Source organism: Stenotrophomonas sp. YJH_SMC_69 (assembly GCF_059370495.1).
The window spans coordinates 174,786-194,060 of record NZ_JCAFTS010000006.1 but is presented as its reverse complement, the minus strand read 5'-3'; the positions used below and the strand labels follow the sequence as shown (position 1 = coordinate 194,060).

15 protein-coding genes are annotated in these 19,275 nt (G+C 63.8%); 7 read left to right on the top strand and 8 right to left on the bottom strand.

The window, feature by feature from the left end:
* Window positions 1–60 precede the first annotated feature (60 nt).
* Together AC5P8F_RS12720 and AC5P8F_RS12715 are read left to right on the top strand one after the other, a co-directional pair.
* Complete coding sequence (locus AC5P8F_RS12720) at window positions 61–948, top strand: outer membrane protein assembly factor BamD (RefSeq protein WP_032960726.1); 888 nt, start codon at window positions 61–63, stop codon at window positions 946–948.
* Between the two features lie 211 nt (window positions 949–1,159).
* Window positions 1,160–2,362, top strand: a complete 1,203-nt coding sequence (locus AC5P8F_RS12715; protein WP_111206595.1) for a lipase family protein — start codon at window positions 1,160–1,162, stop codon at window positions 2,360–2,362.
* 142 nt (window positions 2,363–2,504) lie between these two features.
* Here the strand turns inward: AC5P8F_RS12715 and AC5P8F_RS12710 are convergent, their stop codons facing one another.
* The 3 genes from AC5P8F_RS12710 to sucC form a co-directional block, all read right to left on the bottom strand.
* The gene (locus AC5P8F_RS12710) at window positions 2,505–4,139 is read right to left on the bottom strand and encodes an NAD+ synthase (RefSeq protein ID WP_111206597.1); all 1,635 of its coding nucleotides are present in this window, start codon (window positions 4,137–4,139) and stop codon (window positions 2,505–2,507) included.
* Between the two features lie 181 nt (window positions 4,140–4,320).
* Entirely contained in the window at window positions 4,321–5,196 is an 876-nt protein-coding gene (gene sucD, locus AC5P8F_RS12705; protein ID WP_005410793.1) for a succinate--CoA ligase subunit alpha, read from the bottom strand.
* A gap of 20 nt (window positions 5,197–5,216) precedes the next feature.
* Window positions 5,217–6,386 (bottom strand): ADP-forming succinate--CoA ligase subunit beta, encoded by a 1,170-nt coding sequence (sucC, locus tag AC5P8F_RS12700; protein WP_004154430.1) that lies wholly within the window; start codon window positions 6,384–6,386, stop codon window positions 5,217–5,219.
* 405 nt (window positions 6,387–6,791) lie between these two features.
* Between sucC and AC5P8F_RS12695 the strand changes: the two genes are divergently transcribed.
* Together AC5P8F_RS12695 and AC5P8F_RS12690 are read left to right on the top strand one after the other, a co-directional pair.
* Window positions 6,792–8,405 carry a sensor histidine kinase gene (locus AC5P8F_RS12695; protein ID WP_014648198.1) on the top strand — a complete coding sequence of 538 codons (1,614 nt, stop codon included), beginning with the start codon at window positions 6,792–6,794 and terminating at the stop codon, window positions 8,403–8,405.
* Between the two features lie 60 nt (window positions 8,406–8,465).
* Window positions 8,466–9,839 carry a sigma-54-dependent transcriptional regulator gene (locus tag AC5P8F_RS12690; protein WP_014648199.1) on the top strand — a complete coding sequence of 458 codons (1,374 nt, stop codon included), beginning with the start codon at window positions 8,466–8,468 and terminating at the stop codon, window positions 9,837–9,839.
* Between the two features lie 112 nt (window positions 9,840–9,951).
* Here the strand turns inward: AC5P8F_RS12690 and pilB are convergent, their stop codons facing one another.
* The 3 genes from pilB to AC5P8F_RS12675 all read right to left on the bottom strand — a co-directional run bounded on the left by pilB (window position 9,952) and on the right by AC5P8F_RS12675 (window position 13,306).
* Window positions 9,952–11,682, bottom strand: coding sequence for a type IV-A pilus assembly ATPase PilB (gene pilB, locus AC5P8F_RS12685; protein ID WP_111206599.1), 1,731 nt, complete (start codon window positions 11,680–11,682; stop codon window positions 9,952–9,954).
* A 160-nt stretch (window positions 11,683–11,842) separates the two neighbouring features.
* Window positions 11,843–12,676 (bottom strand): sterol desaturase family protein, encoded by an 834-nt coding sequence (locus tag AC5P8F_RS12680; protein WP_168708240.1) that lies wholly within the window; start codon window positions 12,674–12,676, stop codon window positions 11,843–11,845.
* Between the two features lie 201 nt (window positions 12,677–12,877).
* Window positions 12,878–13,306 carry a pilin gene (locus AC5P8F_RS12675; protein WP_049416952.1) on the bottom strand — a complete coding sequence of 143 codons (429 nt, stop codon included), beginning with the start codon at window positions 13,304–13,306 and terminating at the stop codon, window positions 12,878–12,880.
* A gap of 354 nt (window positions 13,307–13,660) precedes the next feature.
* On the opposite strand from AC5P8F_RS12675, the gene AC5P8F_RS12670 reads away from it, so the two are divergent.
* Genes AC5P8F_RS12670 through coaE form a run of 3 tightly spaced genes read left to right on the top strand, consistent with a single transcriptional unit; the run spans window position 13,661 to window position 16,410 of the window.
* On the top strand, window positions 13,661–14,920 hold the full coding sequence (locus AC5P8F_RS12670) for a type II secretion system F family protein (protein WP_049416954.1): 1,260 nt from the start codon (window positions 13,661–13,663) through the stop codon (window positions 14,918–14,920).
* Window positions 14,921–14,923: 3 nt separating this feature from the next.
* Complete coding sequence (locus AC5P8F_RS12665) at window positions 14,924–15,787, top strand: prepilin peptidase (RefSeq protein ID WP_262216840.1); 864 nt, start codon at window positions 14,924–14,926, stop codon at window positions 15,785–15,787.
* 11 nt (window positions 15,788–15,798) lie between these two features.
* The gene (coaE, locus tag AC5P8F_RS12660; RefSeq protein ID WP_495228289.1) at window positions 15,799–16,410 is read left to right on the top strand and encodes a dephospho-CoA kinase; all 612 of its coding nucleotides are present in this window, start codon (window positions 15,799–15,801) and stop codon (window positions 16,408–16,410) included.
* A gap of 974 nt (window positions 16,411–17,384) precedes the next feature.
* On the opposite strand, the gene AC5P8F_RS12655 is transcribed toward coaE, so the two are convergent.
* Complete coding sequence (locus AC5P8F_RS12655; RefSeq protein ID WP_198282880.1) at window positions 17,385–17,699, bottom strand: hypothetical protein; 315 nt, start codon at window positions 17,697–17,699, stop codon at window positions 17,385–17,387.
* Window positions 17,700–18,263: 564 nt separating this feature from the next.
* Window positions 18,264–18,908: a hypothetical protein gene (locus AC5P8F_RS12650; protein ID WP_495228287.1), complete on the bottom strand. Its 645-nt coding sequence runs from the start codon at window positions 18,906–18,908 to the stop codon at window positions 18,264–18,266.
* Between the last annotated feature and the right edge of the window lie 367 nt (window positions 18,909–19,275).

The window sequence follows — 19,275 nt, the reverse complement described above, 5'->3', positions numbered from 1 at the left end:
GGACAGGACACTAGGCTATCATCGACCCTTCGTATTCCAGCCGCGTCCCGCCTCGACCCCATGATCCGACGCTCCGCCATGCTCTCCGCGCCCGTCCGCCTCACCGCCCTGCTGCTGGTGCTGGTCATCGCCGCAACCGGCTGCCACCGCGGCGCCAAGAAGGGTGATCGCCCCGACGAAGGCGTGCCGGTCGAACAGCTGTACGAGAAAAGCCACAAGCTGATGCAGGGCGGCAACTGGAGCGGCGCCGAAGCCAGCTTCCGCCGCCTGGTGGCCCAGTATCCGTACGGCCCGTACACCGAGCAGGCGATGATCGAAACCGCCTACGCCCAGTACAAGGCCGGCAAGCACGATGACGCGGTGTCCAGCATCGACCGCTTCATCCGCACCTACCCGACCCACCGCAACATTGCGTACCTGTACTACCTGCGTGGCCTGGCCAACTCCAACCGCAGTACGGTTTTCCTGCGCCGCGTATGGTCGCTGGATGCCAGCCGCCGCGACCTGTCCACGCCGCACCAGGCGTACTCGGACTTCAACATCGTGGTTGATCGTTACCCGAACAGCCGCTACGCCGCCGATGCGCGCCAGCGCATGCTGGAGCTGCGTGACGTGTTCGCCCAGCACGAGCTGGACAACGCCCTGTACTACATGCGCCGCGGCGCCTGGGTCTCGGCCGTGGGCCGCGCCAACTACCTGCTGGAAACCTACCCGCAGAGCGCCTTCCAGTACGACGCCGTGGCCGTGCTGGCCGATTCCTACACCCACCTGGGCAACAAGACCCTGGCCGACGACGCCCGTCGCGTCCTGCAGCTGAACCAGCCGGATCACCCGTGGCTGGAAGGCAAGTGGCCGAAGTACCCGTGGATGATCCGCAAGCTGAACCCGTTCGCCGGCGAGAAGTCCGCCAGCACCGGCCAGCGCAACGCGCGACTGGAAAAGAAATAAGAGAGGGCCCCGAAAGGGGCCCTTCTTCTTTGTGGAGTTGAGCCACGCTCGACTGCTTTCCTCATCCGCCTCCCCGCGCCGGGGCCGCCACCTAGGCCCGAACCTAGGAATGCTACGAATCCAGCGCGGATGCGACGCCGGTCGCAGCCCGCCTGGGTGAGGCGCTCCACACTGCGGCGCAACGGCCACACCGGCCATCACGGAGCGTCCCATGGCCCCACTGCGCTGCAGTTTCCGTCCCCTGTCCTGCCTCATCGCCACCGCCCTGCTGGCGCTATCCCCGCGCCCCCTGGCCGCTGCACCGGCCGCGCCGGGCGATCTGCTGTCTGCTGCCCCCTATCGCGCGTCATGGGTGCCGTCCAGGGCCGCGCAGGCCTACAAGCTGCACTACCGCACCCCGGACCACCGCGGCCAGCTGGCCGAAGGCACCGGCCTGCTGTACCTGCCCGCCGGCGCGGCGCCTGCGGGCGGGTGGCCGGTGGTGTCCTGGGCACATGGCACTCAGGGCATTGCGGATCGCTGTGCGCCCTCGGTCTCCGGCCCCACCCATGCCGAACGCGACGGACGCTTCCTGGACGTGTTCCTGGCCCAGGGCTATGCCGTCGCCGCCGCCGACTACCAGGGCCTGGGCAGCCCAGGCAATCATGCCTACCTGCACGTGCGTACCGCGGCGCGCAACGCCATCGACATGGTCAAGGCCAGCCGCCAGTACCTGGGGACGGCAACATTGTCGCCGCGCTGGGTCTCGGTCGGATATTCGCAGGGGGGCGCGGCCGCATTGACAGCAGGCCATCTGGCCGCCTCCCATGGCGGCCCATCCCTGCAGTACCGCGGCAGTTTCACCGCCGGAACGCCCACCGCAGTCGAACTGACCGCGCTGGTGATGAATCCCGGCAACCGCACCGCCAATCCTGGCGCACCCAACGCATATCACGCGTATCTGCTCGACGGCCTGCTGCAGGCCGCGCCTCAGATCGACCGCGTCCTCAGCGACGCAGGCCGTGCCCGTGTGGCAGTGGCCCGCGAGCAGTGCCTGAGCGAACTGACCGCCACGCTGGACGGCGCCGATACCGGCAGCATGTTTACTGCACCACTGACCAGCGTGCCGGGCATCTGGGCGGTGCTGTACGACTATCTGGGTGTACCGCGCCGCGGCTTCAGCCAGCCGCTGATGCTGGCCCATGGCAGCGAGGACCGCGACGTGCCCTATCTGACCACCCTGCTGTACGCCGCAAGCCTGGCCTTGCGAGGTGAGCCGGTCGCGTTCCGGCGCTACCCGGTCGATCATCGCGGCACGCTGGATGCGGCGGCGGCGGATGCCCTGGCGTTCGTGCGTGCACGACTGGAGGGCGACCACTTCAACGACGCTGCGGAGATCGCAGGCCTCGAACAACGGCTCGACGAAGCCCGGTAGATCCACGCCATGCCGGATACGCGATCCAGGAAGTTGCCGGCCAGCGGCCGGCACTACCGAATGCAGTAGATCCACGCCATGCGTGGATACGCGCTATAGGGCGTTGCCGGCCAGCGGCCGGCACTACCTGCCAACCGCTGCCTCAGCCCTTGTAGCCGTTGCTGATCGGGTAACGACGCTCGCGGCCAAAGGCGCGGCGCGAGACCTTCGGCCCCGGCGCGGCCTGGTGCCGCTTCCACTCGCTGATGCGCACCAGCCGCAGCACGCGGTCGACCACGGCCGCGTCATAGCCGGCCGCCACGATCTCCGTGCGCGACTGCTCCTGGTCGATGTAGCGGTACAGGATGCCGTCCAGCACGTCATAGGCCGGCAACGAATCCTGGTCCAGCTGGTTCTCGCGCAGCTCGGCCGACGGCGGGCGGCTGATCACCGCCGGCGGGATCACCGGTGCGCCGCCCACGGTATTGCGCCACTTGGACAGGCCGAACACTTCGGTCTTGTACAGGTCCTTCAGCGGCGCATAGCCACCGCACATGTCGCCGTAGATGGTGGCGTAGCCGACCGCGTACTCGCTCTTGTTGCCGGTGGTCAGCAGCAAGCCGCCGAACTTGTTGGCCAGCGCCATCAGGATCACCCCGCGGCTGCGCGACTGCAGGTTCTCTTCGGTCACGTCCGGCGCGGTGCCCTCGAACATCGGCGCCAACGCTTCCATCAGGCCCTTGAACGCCGGCTCGATCGACACCGTCTCCAGCTTCACGCCCAGCGCCTGGCACTGCTCGGCCGCCAGGTCGTTGGACAGGCCCGCGGTGTAGCGCGACGGCAGGCGCACGGCGGTTACGTTCTCCGCGCCCATCGCGTCGACCGCCATGGCCAGCACGATCGCCGAGTCGATGCCGCCGGACAGGCCCAGCCACACTTTCTTGAAGCCGTTCTTGCGGCAGTAGTCCTGGATGCCACGGGTCACCGCGCGCCAGGCCAGCGCGTCCATGCTCTCGTCGCCGTCGTCCATCCACACGTGCGGCATGAAGCGGCGGCTGGCGCCGTCGTACTCCACCACCAGCCACTGGTCGACGAAGGCAGCAGCGGCCGGGTGCACCGTGCCATCACCGTCGGCCACCACCGAGGCGCCATCGAACACCAGCGCGTCCTGGCCGCCAACCACGTTGAGATAGGCGATCGCCGCCCCGCTCTCGCGGGTACGTGCAGCCAGCACGGCGTCGCGCTGGGCATGCTTGCCACGCTCGTACGGCGAAGCATTCGGCACCACCACCAGCTGCGCACCGGCGCGCATGGTGTCGGCCAGCGGCTCGGCAAACCACAGGTCCTCGCAGATCAGCAGGCCAACCGGAATACCGTTGACCTCGAACACGCAGCTGCCGCCATCCGGATCGACATCGAAGTAGCGGCGCTCGTCGAACACGGCGTAGTTGGGCAGCTCACGCTTGCGGTAGGTCTGCTCGACCAGGCCGTCACGCAGCACGCTGGCGGCGTTGTAGACCACCGCGCCAGCCGCCTGCGGCCAGCCGACCACGGCGGTGATGCCGCGGCAGGCGGCAGCGATGCGGGCCATCGCCTGCTCGCACTCGTACAGGAAGCCCGGGCGCAGCAGCAGGTCTTCCGGCGGGTAGCCGCTCACCGCCAGCTCGGGGAACATCACCAGCTCGGCGCCGTACTCGTCGCGCGCCTGGCCGATCATCTCGATGATGCGCTCGGTGTTGCCGGCGACATCGCCGACCGGGAAGTCGAACTGCGCCATCGCGATGCGGATCGAAGCCATGGGATTCCAGCCTGTGGTTGCAATGCCGCCATTGTAACGCCGGGGTCAGATCCGTTTTGCGCAGCAAAAGGGATCTGGCCCCACACCAGACGCAGAAAGGCCGCCCGGAGGCGGCCTTTCTGTGTTCAAGCGGCCGGCCAGCGGCCGGCTCTACAGCATCGTCTGCCGGAGGCAGTCGATCTTATTTCACCAGCTTGGCGATGGCAGCGCCCAGATCGCCCGGCGAGCGGACGGTGACAACACCGGCAGCTTCCATGGCGGCGAACTTGCCTTCGGCAGTGCCCTTGCCGCCCGAGGCGATCGCGCCCGCGTGGCCCATGCGCTTGCCGGCCGGAGCCGACGCACCGGCGATGAAACCGACGACCGGCTTCTTCACGTGGTTCTTGATGTACTCGGCGCCGGCTTCTTCAGCGTCACCGCCGATCTCGCCAACCATGATGATGCCTTCGGTCTGCGGGTCTTCGTTGAACAGCTTCAGGCAGTCGACGAAGTTCAGGCCGTTGATCGGGTCACCACCGATGCCGATGCAGGTGGACTGGCCCAGGCCGACTTCGGTGGTCTGCTTGACCGCTTCATAGGTCAGGGTGCCCGAACGCGACACGATACCGATCTTGCCCGGCTGGTGGATGTGGCCCGGCATGATGCCGATCTTGCACTCACCCGGGGTGATGACGCCCGGGCAGTTCGGCCCGATCAGCACGGTGTCCGGATGCGAACGGGTCAGCACGTTCTTGACGCGCAGCATGTCCAGCACCGGGATGCCTTCGGTGATGCAGACGATGACCTTGATGCCGGCAGCAGCGGCTTCCAGGATCGCGTCGGCCGCGTACGGCGGCGGCACGTAGATGACCGAAGCGTTGGCGCCGGTGCTCTGCACGGCGTCGGCAACGGTGTTGAAGACCGGCAGGTCGATGTGGGTGGTGCCACCCTTGCCCGGGGTCACGCCGCCAACAACCTGGGTGCCGTACTCGATCATCTGAGTGGCGTGGAAGGTGCCCTGCTGGCCGGTGAAGCCCTGCACGATCACCTTGGTGTTCTTGTTAATCAAAACAGACATGGGAATTCCTTGGTGTCGAATCAGGCAGCGTTCTTGACAGCTTCAACGATCTTCTTGGCGCCATCGTTGATGTTGTCAGCCGGGATGATGGCCATGCCGCTGTCGCGCAGCAGCTGCTTGCCTTCTTCCACGTTGGTGCCTTCCAGGCGCACCACGACCGGAACCTTGACGCCCACTTCCTTCACGGCGGCGATGATGCCTTCGGCAATCATGTCGCAGCGGACGATGCCGCCGAAGATGTTGACGAAGATGCCTTCAACCTTGTCCGAGGACAGGATCAGCTTGAACGCCTCGATGACGCGCTGCTTGTTGGCACCGCCGCCCACGTCCAGGAAGTTCGCCGGCTCGCCGCCGTTGAGCTTGATGACGTCCATGGTGGCCATGGCCAGGCCGGCGCCGTTCACCATGCAGCCGATGTTGCCGTCCATGGTGACGTAGTTGATGTCCAGCTCCGAAGCGATCACTTCGGTCGGATCTTCCTGAGTCTTGTCGCGCATGGCGACCAGGGCCTTCTGGCGGAACGCGGCGTTGTCGTCGCTGTCGAACTTGCCGTCCAGCGCGTACAGGTTGCCGTCGTCCAGGATGGCCAGCGGGTTGATTTCAACCAGGGCCAGGTCCTTTTCGTTGAACAGGCGGTACAGGTTCACCATGATGCTGGCGAACTGGCCGGCCTGCTTGGCGGTCAGGCCCAGCTTGAAGCCGAAATCACGGCCGTGGTAACCCTGCACGCCTTCGACGAAGTCGACGTTCAGCGAGTGGATCAGCTCCGGGGTTTCAGCAGCGACCTGCTCGATTTCCACGCCGCCTTCCGAAGAGGCGATGTAGGTGATGGTCTTGGTGCCACGGTCGACCAGCACCGACAGGTACAGTTCCTTGACGATCTCGCCGGCGGTGGTCACCAGCACCAGGTTGACCGGCAGTTCAACGCCTGCGGTCTGGTAGGTGGCCATCTTGGTGCCGAGCATCTTGGCCGCAGCGGCCTTCACGTCGTCGGTGGTCTTGCAGAACTTGACGCCGCCAGCCTTGCCGCGGCCGCCAGCGTGGATCTGCGCCTTGACCATCCAGGGGCCCTGGCCCAGGGAGTTGGCAGCGGCAACCGCTTCGTCCGGGGTCGCAGCGACCTTGCCGGCCGGGACCGGGATGCCGTACTCGGCAAGCAGTTGTTTTGACTGGTATTCGTGGAAATTCATGCGTCACCGTGGGAATAGGAACGACCGCACGCAATTCCTCAGGGCCCCGGCGGGGCGCCGGCATGGACCGCGGCGGGCCCACTATTGTGGCCGAGCCGGCGCCGGGGCGCAAAGAAGTCTGTACAAAACGCCAGACCCGGCCAGATTTCCGCGGTCATTCAGGCAGTTGCGCCCGGCGGCCCACTGGCCACCGGTATCCATCCCGGGCCAAATGCGCGATCCGGGCGGCTCCGGCGGCGCCCTGCCTGGGGCCCTATACTGGCCGACCAAGGTGTGTAGAGTCGGGCTTGCCCTGCTGCTTCCACCGCAGGCCACATCGAAGCGACGTGCCCGCCCGGCCTCAGGGGAAGCCGGGCAGGCCTGCCGCAGATTCCAGACCCAGGCAGCCAGAAGGGGAGTTCCGGCGTGTCACCCAGTGCTTCATTGATCGACCGCATCGAATCGATTCCGCGGCGTGAGCTGTATTTCTTCGCGCTGTACCGGGTGCTGATCGCCTCGGTCATCGCCGCCCTGCTCTACAGCCCGCTGTCGGCCATGGTCGGCGAAGCCCACCACCCGCGGCTGGCCGACACCGTCGCCGCCATCTACCTGGTGCTGTCCCTGCTGGCCCTGGTGATCGGCCGCAACGAACGCTGGCTGCGCCCGATCGTGGTCAGCGGCGTGCTGGTGGATATCGTCGCCGCCACCCTGTTGTCGCATGCCCTGCCCGGTGCCAGCGCCGGCATCTCGATGTCGCTGCTGTTCAACATCGCCGCCGCCGCCACCCTGCTGCCGCTCAGCCTGGGGCTGGGCCTGGCCCTGGCCGCCAGCCTCGCCACCGGCGTGGAGTACACCTGGAAGCTGCTGGAAGGCGGCGACCCCACCCGTACCCTGGCCGAACTGGCCATGTTCGCCACCAGCTACCTGGCACTGGCCTTCATCAGTTACCAGGTCGGCAGCCGCGCGCGCCGCAACCAGCAGCTGGCCAACCAGCGCGGCGATGAAGTGGCCAACCTGTTCCAGATCAACGAGCTGATCATCCGCCGCATGCGTACCGGCGTGCTGGTGGTCGACGCCGACAACCGCGTCACCCTGGCCAACGAGGCCGCCTCGATGCTGCTCGGTGACAGTGATGGCAGCGGCGAAAGCGGCCGCCTGGACCTGGCCAGCGCCGCCCCGGAACTCGCCCGTCGCCTGCAGCGCTGGCGCAATGGCTGGGCGCAGGACGAACTACCGCTGCAGCTCAACCCCGACCAGCCCGAAGTGCAGCCGCGCTTTGCCCGCCTGCTGGCCGGCAGCGACCTGGCCCTGGTGTTCCTGGACGACTCCAGCGTGGTCTCGCGCCGCGCCGAATCGCTCACCCTGTCGGCGATGGGCCGCTTCTCGGCCAGCCTCGCCCACGAGATCCGCAACCCACTGGCCGCGATCAACTACGCGGTGCAGCTGCTGGAAGAAGGCACCGGCTTCAACGAAAGCGACCGCCGCCTGCTGCAGATCATCCGCCAGCAGTGCCAGCGCACCAACGGCATCGTCGAAAGCGTGCTGGGCCTGGCCCGGCGCGAGCGCGCCACGCCGGAGAACGTCGACCTGGCCGCCTTCGTGCGCCGCTTCGTGCTGGAGTACAAGCAGGGCCAGACGCTGGAGACCGACAGCATCGAGCCGATCATCAACGACACCTCGGTGCTGGCCCAGGTCGACACCAAGCACCTCTACCAGGTGCTGACCGTACTGGTGCACAACGCGCTCAAATATGGCCGCATCGGCCAGCAGCCGGCGCGGGTGCGCCTGCGCGTGGCGCAGCACGAGCGCAGTGCGGTCATCGACGTGATGGACCGTGGCCCCGGTATTCCCGAGAGTGTGGCCGCACAGTTGTTCCGGCCGTTCTTCACCACGTCCGAGCATGGCACCGGGCTGGGCCTGTATATCGCCCGCGAGCTGTGCCGGGCCAACCAGGCGCGGCTGGACTACATCCCGGTTCCCGCTGGAGGCTCCTGCTTCCGCCTGGTGCTGCCCGGCCCGCATACGCTGTTACCCACCTGATCTCGATTCTGTGCGTCAAACATTTGTCGCTTCCGGCCCCCTCGTTTATCTTTCACGCCCATGAACGAAACCCGCAGCGCCCTCGTCGTCGACGACGAACGCGACATCCGCGAACTGCTGGTACTGACGCTCGGCCGCATGGGGCTGCGCATCAGTACGGCAGCCAACCTTGCAGAAGCGCGCGAGCTGCTGGCCAGCAATCCGTACGACCTGTGCATCACCGACATGCGCCTGCCGGACGGCAATGGCATCGAGCTGGTCAGCGAGATCGCGCAGCACTACCCGCGCACGCCAGTGGCGATGATCACCGCCTTCGGCAGCATGGACCTGGCCGTGGAAGCGCTGAAGGCCGGCGCCTTCGACTTCGTCAGCAAGCCGGTGGATATCGCCGTGCTGCGCGGCCTGGTCAAGCACGCGCTGGAACTGAACAACACTGAGCGCCCTGCACCCGGCCCCGCCGCCGAACAGGGCGCACGCCTGCTGGGCGATTCGCCGGCCATGGACGTGCTGCGCACCACCATCGGCAAGGTCGCGCGCAGCCAGGCGCCGGTCTACATCCTCGGCGAATCCGGCGTGGGCAAGGAGCTGGTCGCACGCACCATCCATGCCCAGGGCGCCCGCGCGGCCGGCCCGTTCGTGCCGGTCAACTGTGGCGCCATTCCCGGCGAGCTGATGGAAAGCGAATTCTTCGGCCACCGCAAAGGCAGCTTCAGCGGCGCCCACGCCGACAAGCCCGGGCTGTTCCAGGCCGCGCATGGCGGCACCCTGTTCCTCGACGAAGTGGCCGAGCTGCCGCTGCAGATGCAGGTGAAGCTACTGCGCGCGATCCAGGAGAAGTCGGTGCGCGCGGTGGGCGCGGCTACCGAGGAGCCGGTGGACGTGCGCATCCTCTCGGCCACCCACAAGGACCTGGCCGAGCTGGTCGAGGACGGGCGCTTCCGCCACGACCTCTACTACCGCATCAACGTGATCGAACTGAGGGTGCCGCCGCTGCGTGAGCGTCGCCAGGACCTGCCGGAACTGGCCGCATCGGTACTGGCACGGCTGGCCCGCAGCCATGGCCGCCCGACGCCGTTGCTGGCGCCGTCGGCGCTGGACGCACTGGCCCAGTACGCCTTCCCTGGCAACGTGCGCGAACTGGAGAACATCCTGGAACGCGCGCTGGCCCTGGCCGAAGAAGACCGCATCGGCGCCGACGACCTGCGCCTGCCGCAGCATGCCCCGCGCACGCCCGGCAGCGCAGCACACGCCGAGGCCGTGGTGGACCTGCAGCCCGGCAGCGCCGCCCTGCCCTCGTACATCGAACAGCTCGAGCGCAGCGCCATCCAGCGCGCGCTGGAAGAGAACCGCTGGAACAAGACCCGCACCGCCGCGCAGCTGGGCATCACCTTCCGCGCGCTGCGCTACAAGCTGAAAAAGCTGGGGATGGAGTAAGGAGGGCCCGACGCGGGCCACCCCATCCACGCACGACGCAGATCTACTGTAGAGCCGAGCCCACGCTCGGCTGCTCTTCGAACCATCAGCCGAGCATAGGCTCGGCTCTACCTCAATCCTTGGTAACGCGGTTGATCTCGGCCAGGCTGGTGACACCCGCCGCCGCCTTCTTCAACGCCGACTGGCGCAGATCGTTCACCCCGATCTGCTGTGCGGCCTCGGCAATCTGCAACGCATTGCCACCGGCCAGCACGATCGTGGCGATCTCGTCGGTCATCGGCATCACCTGGTAGATACCGGTGCGGCCCTTGTACCCCTCGGTGCACTCGTCACAGCCGACCGCCTCGTACAGCTCGATACCCGCATCCAGCTGCGCCTGGGTAAAGCCTTCAGCCAGCAGCGCGTGCTCTGGCAGGTTGGCCGGGCGCTTGCAGTTGTTGCACAACCGGCGCGCCAGGCGCTGGGCGATCACCAGCGTCACCGAGCTGGTGATGTTGTACGGCGCGATGCCCATGTTCATCAGGCGCGCGATGGTCTGCGGTGCATCGTTGGTGTGCAGCGTGGACAGCACCATGTGGCCGGTCTGCGCCGCCTTGATCGCGATCTCGGCCGTCTCCAGGTCGCGGATTTCGCCGACCATGATGATGTCCGGATCCTGTCGCAGGAACGAGCGCAGTGCCGCGGCGAAGGTCATGCCGCGCTTGTTGTTCTGCTGCACCTGGTTGACGCCGGGCAGACGGATTTCCACCGGGTCTTCGGCGGTGGAGATGTTGCGCGTCTCGTCGTTGAGGATGCCCAGCGCGGTATACAGCGACACCGTCTTGCCCGAACCGGTCGGGCCGGTCACCAGCACCATGCCGTACGGCTTGTGGATGGCGTCCAGGAACAGCTTCTGCTGGTCCGGCTCGTAACCCAGCTTGTCGATGCCCAGCTTGGCCGCGCTGCCGTCCAGGATACGCAGCACCACCTTCTCGCCGAACAGGGTCGGCAGCGTGCTCACGCGGAAGTCGATCTGCTTGGTCTTGGACAGGTTGAGCTTGATGCGTCCGTCCTGCGGCACGCGCTTCTCGGCGATGTCCAGCTGCGCCATCACCTTCAGGCGCGCGGCGATGCGCTGGTTCAGCTTCACCGGCGCGCGCGCCACCATCTTCAGCAGGCCATCGATGCGCAGGCGCACGCGATAGTCGTCTTCATAGGGCTCGAAGTGGATGTCCGAGGCGCCCTTGCGGATCGCGTCCACCAGCACCTTGTTGACGAACTTCACCACCGGGGTGTCATCACCCTTGGCATCGATGCCGGAGTCGCCGGCTCCGGAAATGTCTTCGTCACCGCCGGACACATCCAGGTTGCCAATGCCATCGTCGTCACCGCTCAGCGCGTCGCCCAGCGTGTCATGGCTGGCATGCCACTGCTCGAGCGTGCGGCGGATCTGGTCTTCATCCACCAGGATCGGCTCCACCACCAGGTTGGTGTGGAACTTGATCTCGTCCAGCGAATGGGTCGGGTTGCTGGTGCCCACGAACAGCTTGCCGCCGCGCTTGAACAGCGGCAGCACGTTGTGCTTGCGCAGCAGCTCCTCGCTGACCAGGCTCATCGCGTTCTGGCTGGCGTCGAACGTGGACACGTCGAACAGCGGCATGCCGAACTCGACCGCGTTGGCCGCCGCCAACTGGGCCGCCCCGACCACCTTGTTCTGCGCGAACCAGGTCGGCAGCGGCTGGCGGGCCGCAGCGGCCTTGGCCATGGCGTCGCGGGCGGAAGCCTCGTCCAGCGCACCATCCTGGACCAGGCGACGGGCCAGGCCGGTGATGCCGACGAGGTTGGCGGTGGTTACGGTGTTCATCTACTGGTCTCTTGCCTGTCAACGCCGGTGATATCGAATTTCGTACCGTGCACCCGTGAATCATGCTTCCCGGTACGCCCCACATTGGAGAGGATAGTCCATTGCTGGTGCAGCCAGAGAGCGCACTATGACGAGCCTTCGCCCCAACCTCCCCGATTGCCTAAGGAACAGCATCGCTCCCGACACCGGAGGGACGCCTCAATCTAAACAAGCGGGCGAAGGGACTGAAGATCTGATGCAAGAAGGAATCGTGACCGCCACCGGTCACACCCAGAGGTGCGCCGCACGAAGAGGGCACATACCAAGTACCAAACCACTGGTCAAACACCGAGAACACTGTGGCGAAATTGCTACCCACCCCTTCCCCGTTGCGCACGTGATGCCATCTATGCATCGCGGGCGACACGAATAAGCGACCCAAGGCGCCATAGGTCCATGGCAGGTTCGCGTGAATGAACAAGCCATAGTAATGACGCAGGAGCGCGTTCATAAAGATGACCCACAGCGGGAACCCGAAGAGCAGAAGCGCTCCCATATCTATGAATACCGTTGTCAAACGATTGATGGGATGAAAACGGTAGAGAGAGAACCAAGTCATCCTGCGATCACTGTGGTGCATCTCGTGAAACAGCCATAGCCACTTGCAGTGCTCGAGCCGGTGTCGGAAGTAGCCGATTGCATCCCCAACAAAGAGCACCACCAGGAGCAGCAGCCACTTTGGAAATTCAGCCCACATCGCGTCCAGTGCCCCGGTCCATGCCCATGCGACTGAACGTTGCATCAACACCATACCCATCCCCAGAAGCGGCGCAACCAGCAGCGCGTCCAGCAGAAAAGAAAGGACGTTGACATGGCACCCGGCAGGCAGTAAACGGCGCACGACGCCCACAAGATCGTTGCGATTGACGATCGCAGCCAATAGCAGGAATGCTCCTATCTCCGGAAGGAGCCCGGATATAGCGCTCTGGAACTGTGCGGCAACGTCGAAGTTCAACCCCGGACCGATCATTCGACTGCCCCCCCCCCTGTTGTGACACTACTCGGAAGCCACCTTGAGTCGATGAGATCGGAATCTGCGCGGCCAACGACATCAATTCCCAGCAGCGAGTGGCCCCATCCCCCCTAACGGCTACCCCTACAAAGCAAGAGCCCCGCAGTGCGGGGCCCTTGTTGTCTCAGTCAGCGCTGCAACCGATTACGGCGCCGGAGCGGCGGCGGCACCACACTGGCCCGGACGATACTTCGCGTCGAGGCTGGTGGAGCAGGACCACAGGCCGCTGTTGGCGTCGCGGGTCCACGTAATGTTCTTGCTGTTGAACTTGGTAGCGTTGCCGTTCTTAGTGGTGCAGGCAATGGTCGTGGCAGTCACGGCCACATTGCAGTAGGAGGTGCTGGCAGCAACGCCGATGAAGCCCGCATCGGTTGCGGTGGTCGACGGAGTCTTGCCTTCGTTGGTCGCCTGTTCGAAGCCGACCTTGCCGGGGGTAATCTCAGCCAGGGCGGAAGCCGCCTGCGAACGAACGACGTAGTCCTGATAGGCCGGGATCGCAATCGCAGCCAAAATGGCGATGATCGCAACAACGATCATCAGTTCGATAAGGGTGAAGCCCTTCTGGTTCTTCATTTGGTACATCCCCAAGATGGTGGTGGTTGATGTCAGCGGACAGGTTCGACCCGGCCCATGGCCGGTTGAGCGGGCCCTGCCCCCTGCGGGTGGTTCAACGCAGGTTGCGTGCCAACCCCGGCACGCCTCCCCCTGGATTTCCCCGCGCCAATGATGGCAGCAATTTCGCGGATGGGAACCCCCCTTACTCCAATCTGCGATGGAGGCGGCAATGTGACGCAGTGCGTCACCTTTGGTCAGCGACCGGCACGAAATCGCACAGCCCGCCATTCTCCCGCTGCCCAGACGGCCCTGAACCGGCTACCATCTTGAGCTAGACACCCGCCTGGGGATGGCGGGTCTTGGGGAGCCGATATGTCTGTCAGTGGCAGTGCAATGAAGAAAGAACCCGTGGCGCGCAGCACCACGGAACTGCAGCCGTTTGTATGGGAGGGGACCGACAAGCGGGGTGTGAAGATGAAAGGCGAGCAGATGGCAAAGAACGCCAATCTGTTGCGCGCAGAATTGAGACGCCAGGGCATCACGCCCAAAGCGGTGAAGGCGAAGCCAAAGCCCATTTTCGGCAGCACAGGCAGCAGGATCACGCCGAAGGACATTGCCTTCTTCAGTCGCCAGATGGCAACCATGATGAAGTCAGGTGTGCCTATCGTCTCTTCACTCGAGATCATTGGCGAAGGGCACAAGAACCTTCGGATGAAGAGGATGATCGGAACGATCCGCGCCGATATCGAGGGCGGCTCATCCCTATATGAGGCGATCAGCAGACATCCAGTGCAGTTCGACGAACTGTATCGCAACCTGGTCCGTGCGGGCGAAGGCGCTGGCGTATTGGAGACCGTGCTTGACACTGTGGCCAACTACAAGGAGAACATCGAAACACTCAAGGGCAAGATCAAGAAGGCGCTGTTCTATCCGATCATGGTCATGGCAGTCGCCATCCTGGTCAGTGGCATCCTACTTGTCTGGGTGGTCCCTCAATTCGAAGATGTCTTCAAAGGCTTCGGAGCCGAATTGCCCGCTTTCACCCAGCTGATTGTTGGCGTTTCTCGCTTCTTGGTGTCTTGGTGGTGGCTGATCCTGTTCACTTTTGTGGGGGCGATAGTTGGCTTCATCGCAGCCTACAAGCGCTCTCCGAAGCTGCAACACACGATGGACCGATTGATCCTGAGGGTGCCAGTGATCGGCCAGATCATGCACAACAGCTCAATTGCCCGCTTTGCACGTACCACTGCAGTTACCTTCAAGGCCGGCGTGCCCTTGGTGGAGGCGTTGGGCATTGTCGCCGGCGCGACCGGCAACAAGGTCTACGAAGAGTCCGTACTGCGGATGCGTGACGACGTGTCGGTCGGCTATCCCGTGAACATGGCCATGAAGCAGCTGAACCTATTTCCTCATATGGTCATCCAGATGACCGGCATCGGCGAGGAGGCCGGTGCTCTGGACGCCATGCTGTTCAAGGTCGCCGAGTACTATGAGCAGGAAGTCAACAACGCCGTGGACGCATTGAGCAGTCTGCTTGAACCTTTCATCATGGTCATCATTGGCGGAATTGTCGGCAGCATCGTGATCGGCATGTACCTGCCGATCTTCAAGCTCGCAGGAGCGGTAGGATAAGCAATGGCATTTCTAGACCAGCATCCCGGCCTCGGCTACCCCGCCGCGGCCGCCCTGGGGCTGCTGCTGGGCAGTTTCCTCAACGTCGTCATCCTGCGCCTGCCGAAGCGGCTGGAGTGGCAGTGGAAGCGCGATGCGCGCGAGGTCCTGGAAGAACCGGACTTCTACGAACCCCCGCCACCGGGGATCGTGGTCGAGCCCTCGCACTGCCCGCACTGCAAGCACAAGCTGAGCTGGTACGAGAACATCCCGCTGTTCAGCTGGATCATCCAGGGCGGCAAGTGCCGCCACTGCAAGGCGCCGATCTCGTTGCAGTACCCGCTGGTTGAGGCCCTGACCTCGGTGCTGGTACTGGCCTGCGTCTGGCAGTTCGGCTTCGGCTGGCAGGGCTTCGGCGCCATCGTGCTGACCTGCTTCCTGGTCGCCTTGTCCGGCATCGACCTGCGCACCCAGCTGCTGCCCGACCAGTTGACCCTGCCACTGATGTGGCTGGGCCTGATAGGCAACATCGACAACCTGTACATGCCGGCCAAGCCAGCATTGGTCGGCGCGGCGGTGGGCTATCTGTCACTGTGGATGGTCTGGTGGCTGTTCAAGCAGCTGACCGGTAAGGAGGGCATGGGCCACGGCGATTTCAAGCTGCTGGCCGCGCTCGGCGCCTGGTGCGGGTTGAAGGGCATCCTGCCGATCATCCTGCTGTCGTCGGTGCTGGGCGCCATCATCGGCTCGATCTGGCTGTACACCCGGGGCCGTGACCGCGCCACGCCGATCCCGTTCGGCCCCTACCTGGCGATCGCGGGCTGGCTGTACTTCATGTGGGGCGCGCCCGTGGTGGAGCAGTACCTGGTGTTGAGCGGACTGCGCTGAGGGGAATCCCCATGAGCCGCTATGTGGTTGGCCTGACCGGCGGCATTGCCGCCGGCAAGAGCGAGGTGACCCGGCGCTTCGACGCGCTGGGCATCGTGGTGGCCGACGCCGATCTGGCCGCCCGCGCGGTGGTTGCCGCCGGCAGCCCGGCCCTGGACCGTATCGCCGAGCGCTTCGGCGCCGGCGTGCTGCAGGCGGACGGTAGCTTGGACCGGGCACGCCTGCGGGCCCACGTGTTCGCCGACCCGGCCGAACGGGCGGCGCTGGAAGCGATCACCCACCCGGCCATCCGCCTGCTGATGCAACAGCAGTGCGAGCAGGCCGCCAGCCCCTATGCGATTGCCGCCATTCCGTTGCTGACCGAGGTCGGTGGGCGGCAGGCCTACCCGTGGTTGGACCGGGTATTGCTGGTGGATGCGCCCGAAGCCGTGCAGCACGCCCGGCTGATGCAGCGCGACGGCATCGACGCCGCGCTGGCCGACAAGATGATCGCCGCCCAGGCCAGCCGCGCGCAGCGGTTGGCACTGGCCGATGATGTGGTGGTCAACGATGGTCACCCGGAAGAGCTGCAGGCGCAGGTGGAAGCGCTGCATGAGCGGTATCTGGGGTTGGCTGGGGGCTGAGGCCTGGCTGCCGGCCAGCGACCGGCACTACCGAAGCGCATCGCCCCATGGCGTGGATCCACTGTAGAGCCGAGCCTATGCTCGGCTTGATGATCGCAGCCGAACTTTCTTGCGTTTTCTTCGACTCAATCTAATCGGACATCATCACTGCGGCGCGGGCCTCGATCATGACTATCCCGTTTCGCAGGTATAACCAGCAGACTCCTCGCTTTTCGTCGACGATGCAGCTCGCAACATTTCCAAGACGTTCGCTCCACTCCATTGCGGTTTCATCAAACCTCACCGCGCACGACTTGACGCCCTCGAAGCAGACAGACACGGGAATGCGCTCAGGCACGTCTGGCAAGCAGATGACATCTGTATCCCTCAGCACCAACAGCTGAGCTGAGAACTGCTTGCTGCCTACGGAATGGCTCAACCCCGTCAAGACAGCGAAACTCAGCCGCCCGGCAGCAACTCCATCGAGTCGTGTTCCAGAGGCCGCGGACACGCTGGGTCGTGGAGAATGTCCAGACAGCGCAGGGAGCTCCGACCTGAGTAGACTGCCCCCCCGCCTCCAGCATGCCTCCGGCCAGATAAAGCCGAAGTACGCCAGTGCAGCCCAACCCATCAAAATGGCCATCCTGAATGTTCCCGGGCCAAGCGTTGTCCGACAGCTCCTGACTGTCGGACAGCAGGAAGTACGATTCTAGGTTATGGCAACCAATGTCAGCCAATGCTCCTTCCGCAAGGTCACCACATACGCCAACAGTCCGTATCAGGCAGGATTTATCCAGGATCGACACCTGCACTGAATCGAGAGACGAGTCATGAAGTCCCGTCGCCTCCAATGGACTTCGAACCACCAACTCAGCCTCCAATAAGCCACGGGGAAATGCGCTCAATACTTGGCCGTGGCTCGGATGTACCTACAAATTTCAGCTGATCCAGTGGGTCATTGCAGCTCTGACCCACATCACTAATCAATCAGGAAATCAGCGGCCGCCACGAATAAACAGAGCCACGTCTCGATCAAAGAAGACGCTTTGGGCGATGTACGTTCTGACATCACCCGCCATTGCCTGATCAGGGTCCAAGAAAGAAAGCTCAACCAACTTCATCAGCAGATCCTTACTTGGCGACTTTCTCAACCACCAATGGAAGACACTGTTCCTATCATGTTCTGAGGCGCTCTCCATCCCAGGCTGATATGTAGCCATGAGCTGATCGATCAACTCCGCTCGCAACAAGTCGTACTCCCACCACTTGGTCGGGAATTCCATCATTTCCAGATACGCACTTCTATCCATGAATCATCACCAATAAGGCAGACCAACGCCGTCGATAAGCCCCCACATGACACCGGACATGATCGACACTCATCTGCAAACGATCATGCACCAACCATTTGCACGGGATCAACTTGATCATGCACTTCCCACCTGAAAAGGACGTTGCTTATCAAGCCATACAATTGAATCAAGCCCCCCAGCTCTACGACGCAGGACTTCCTGATCGACCGCGCTCGATCAAAGTGAAGTCGTGCTCTGTATCTGGACAATGCAGTAGACCGAATCCAGGCGCTCGCAACAACGCACCTCGTCCGAGGTACCGCCACTCTTCCGCGGAAAAGCCAACTGCATAGGACTCATCATCGATCACGGCAACCACGATCCCGCGCGTTCCGCCACCTAGATCAACGGTGTCGCCAAGCAGTACCTTTTCCCCATCCGGGTAGTTCATAGGAAGCACTCAGGGAAGCCCATGAATGTCGACGAGATCAGAGCGGGCTTCGAGCTCAAGCATGCCTTCGGATAGCGCCATACGGGATGGTCGATTCGGATTTCCAACTGCTGGCCACCAACAGGACCGAGCTAGACATACGGATCGAAATCCAATGAGACTCCACTAGACGCCATCAGTCTGATCACGTCACAAGAAAGATTGAAACCCGGCCACACCCCGCGCTGACTCGATAGGCGTACTCCCACCTCCAGCGCCCACACCTTCGCCTCTCCTCCCACCTTCTCAAGGCCGCGCTGCAACGCTTCATGAACTCCCTCCTGGATGTCGCCAGTTCTGTATTGCTGGCGCTCGACTCTGGAAAGGATGACTTCTTCACCACTCACAGGAGAGTCACCAACGAGAACGACAACCAGCTCAGGGCGCGTCGATGGAGCACTGTCCTCCCCCAATTCCAATCCATCTGCGCCTCCGCCTCCAGTCAACTCGGGATCAAAATTCAATGAAGCAGATATAGATGCCATCTTTTCAAGGGTTGCGGAAGAGAGATTCAGACACGCCCTATCTCCCTCGCCTGCCCGAACTCGCACATCGACCTCAAGAGTCTGATGGGTCGACTCGGACAGGCTTGCCGCCCCGCGACAATCAATGACTTTCCTGATCAGAACATCCGCAGCATCCAGCTCATTCACTTCGAGCGACAGCTGCGCCATCAAGTCACAGCTAGCACAGCCAGCTACCGAAGCCGTCAATTTCACTTCAATCTCAGGATGCATCACTTCCACCGATGATTGGCAACTTCCACGAATAGAGCAGCGGATTATACGAACACCAGAATGATGCAATCGGGCATGCGCGCATTGCAATCAACGCACCTTTACCAGTTCAACTTCATATAGCGACGGCCTCCTTTGCAAGCAACGAAATTCTCGCGCCTTCAGATGCACTCTCCCAGCTCTACGCCTATTAGATCACTTTCGCCCAGGTCAGTCGCGTGCGGCGCTCGGCATCGGCCGACGATGCGGTGATCAACGATGTCCAATGGGAAGGCCTGCAGGCGCAGCTCGAACCTCTACATGGACGCCATCCGAGGCTCGCTAGGGACTGAGGTGCTCGCAATGCGCGGAAGCGCTTTTACGCATG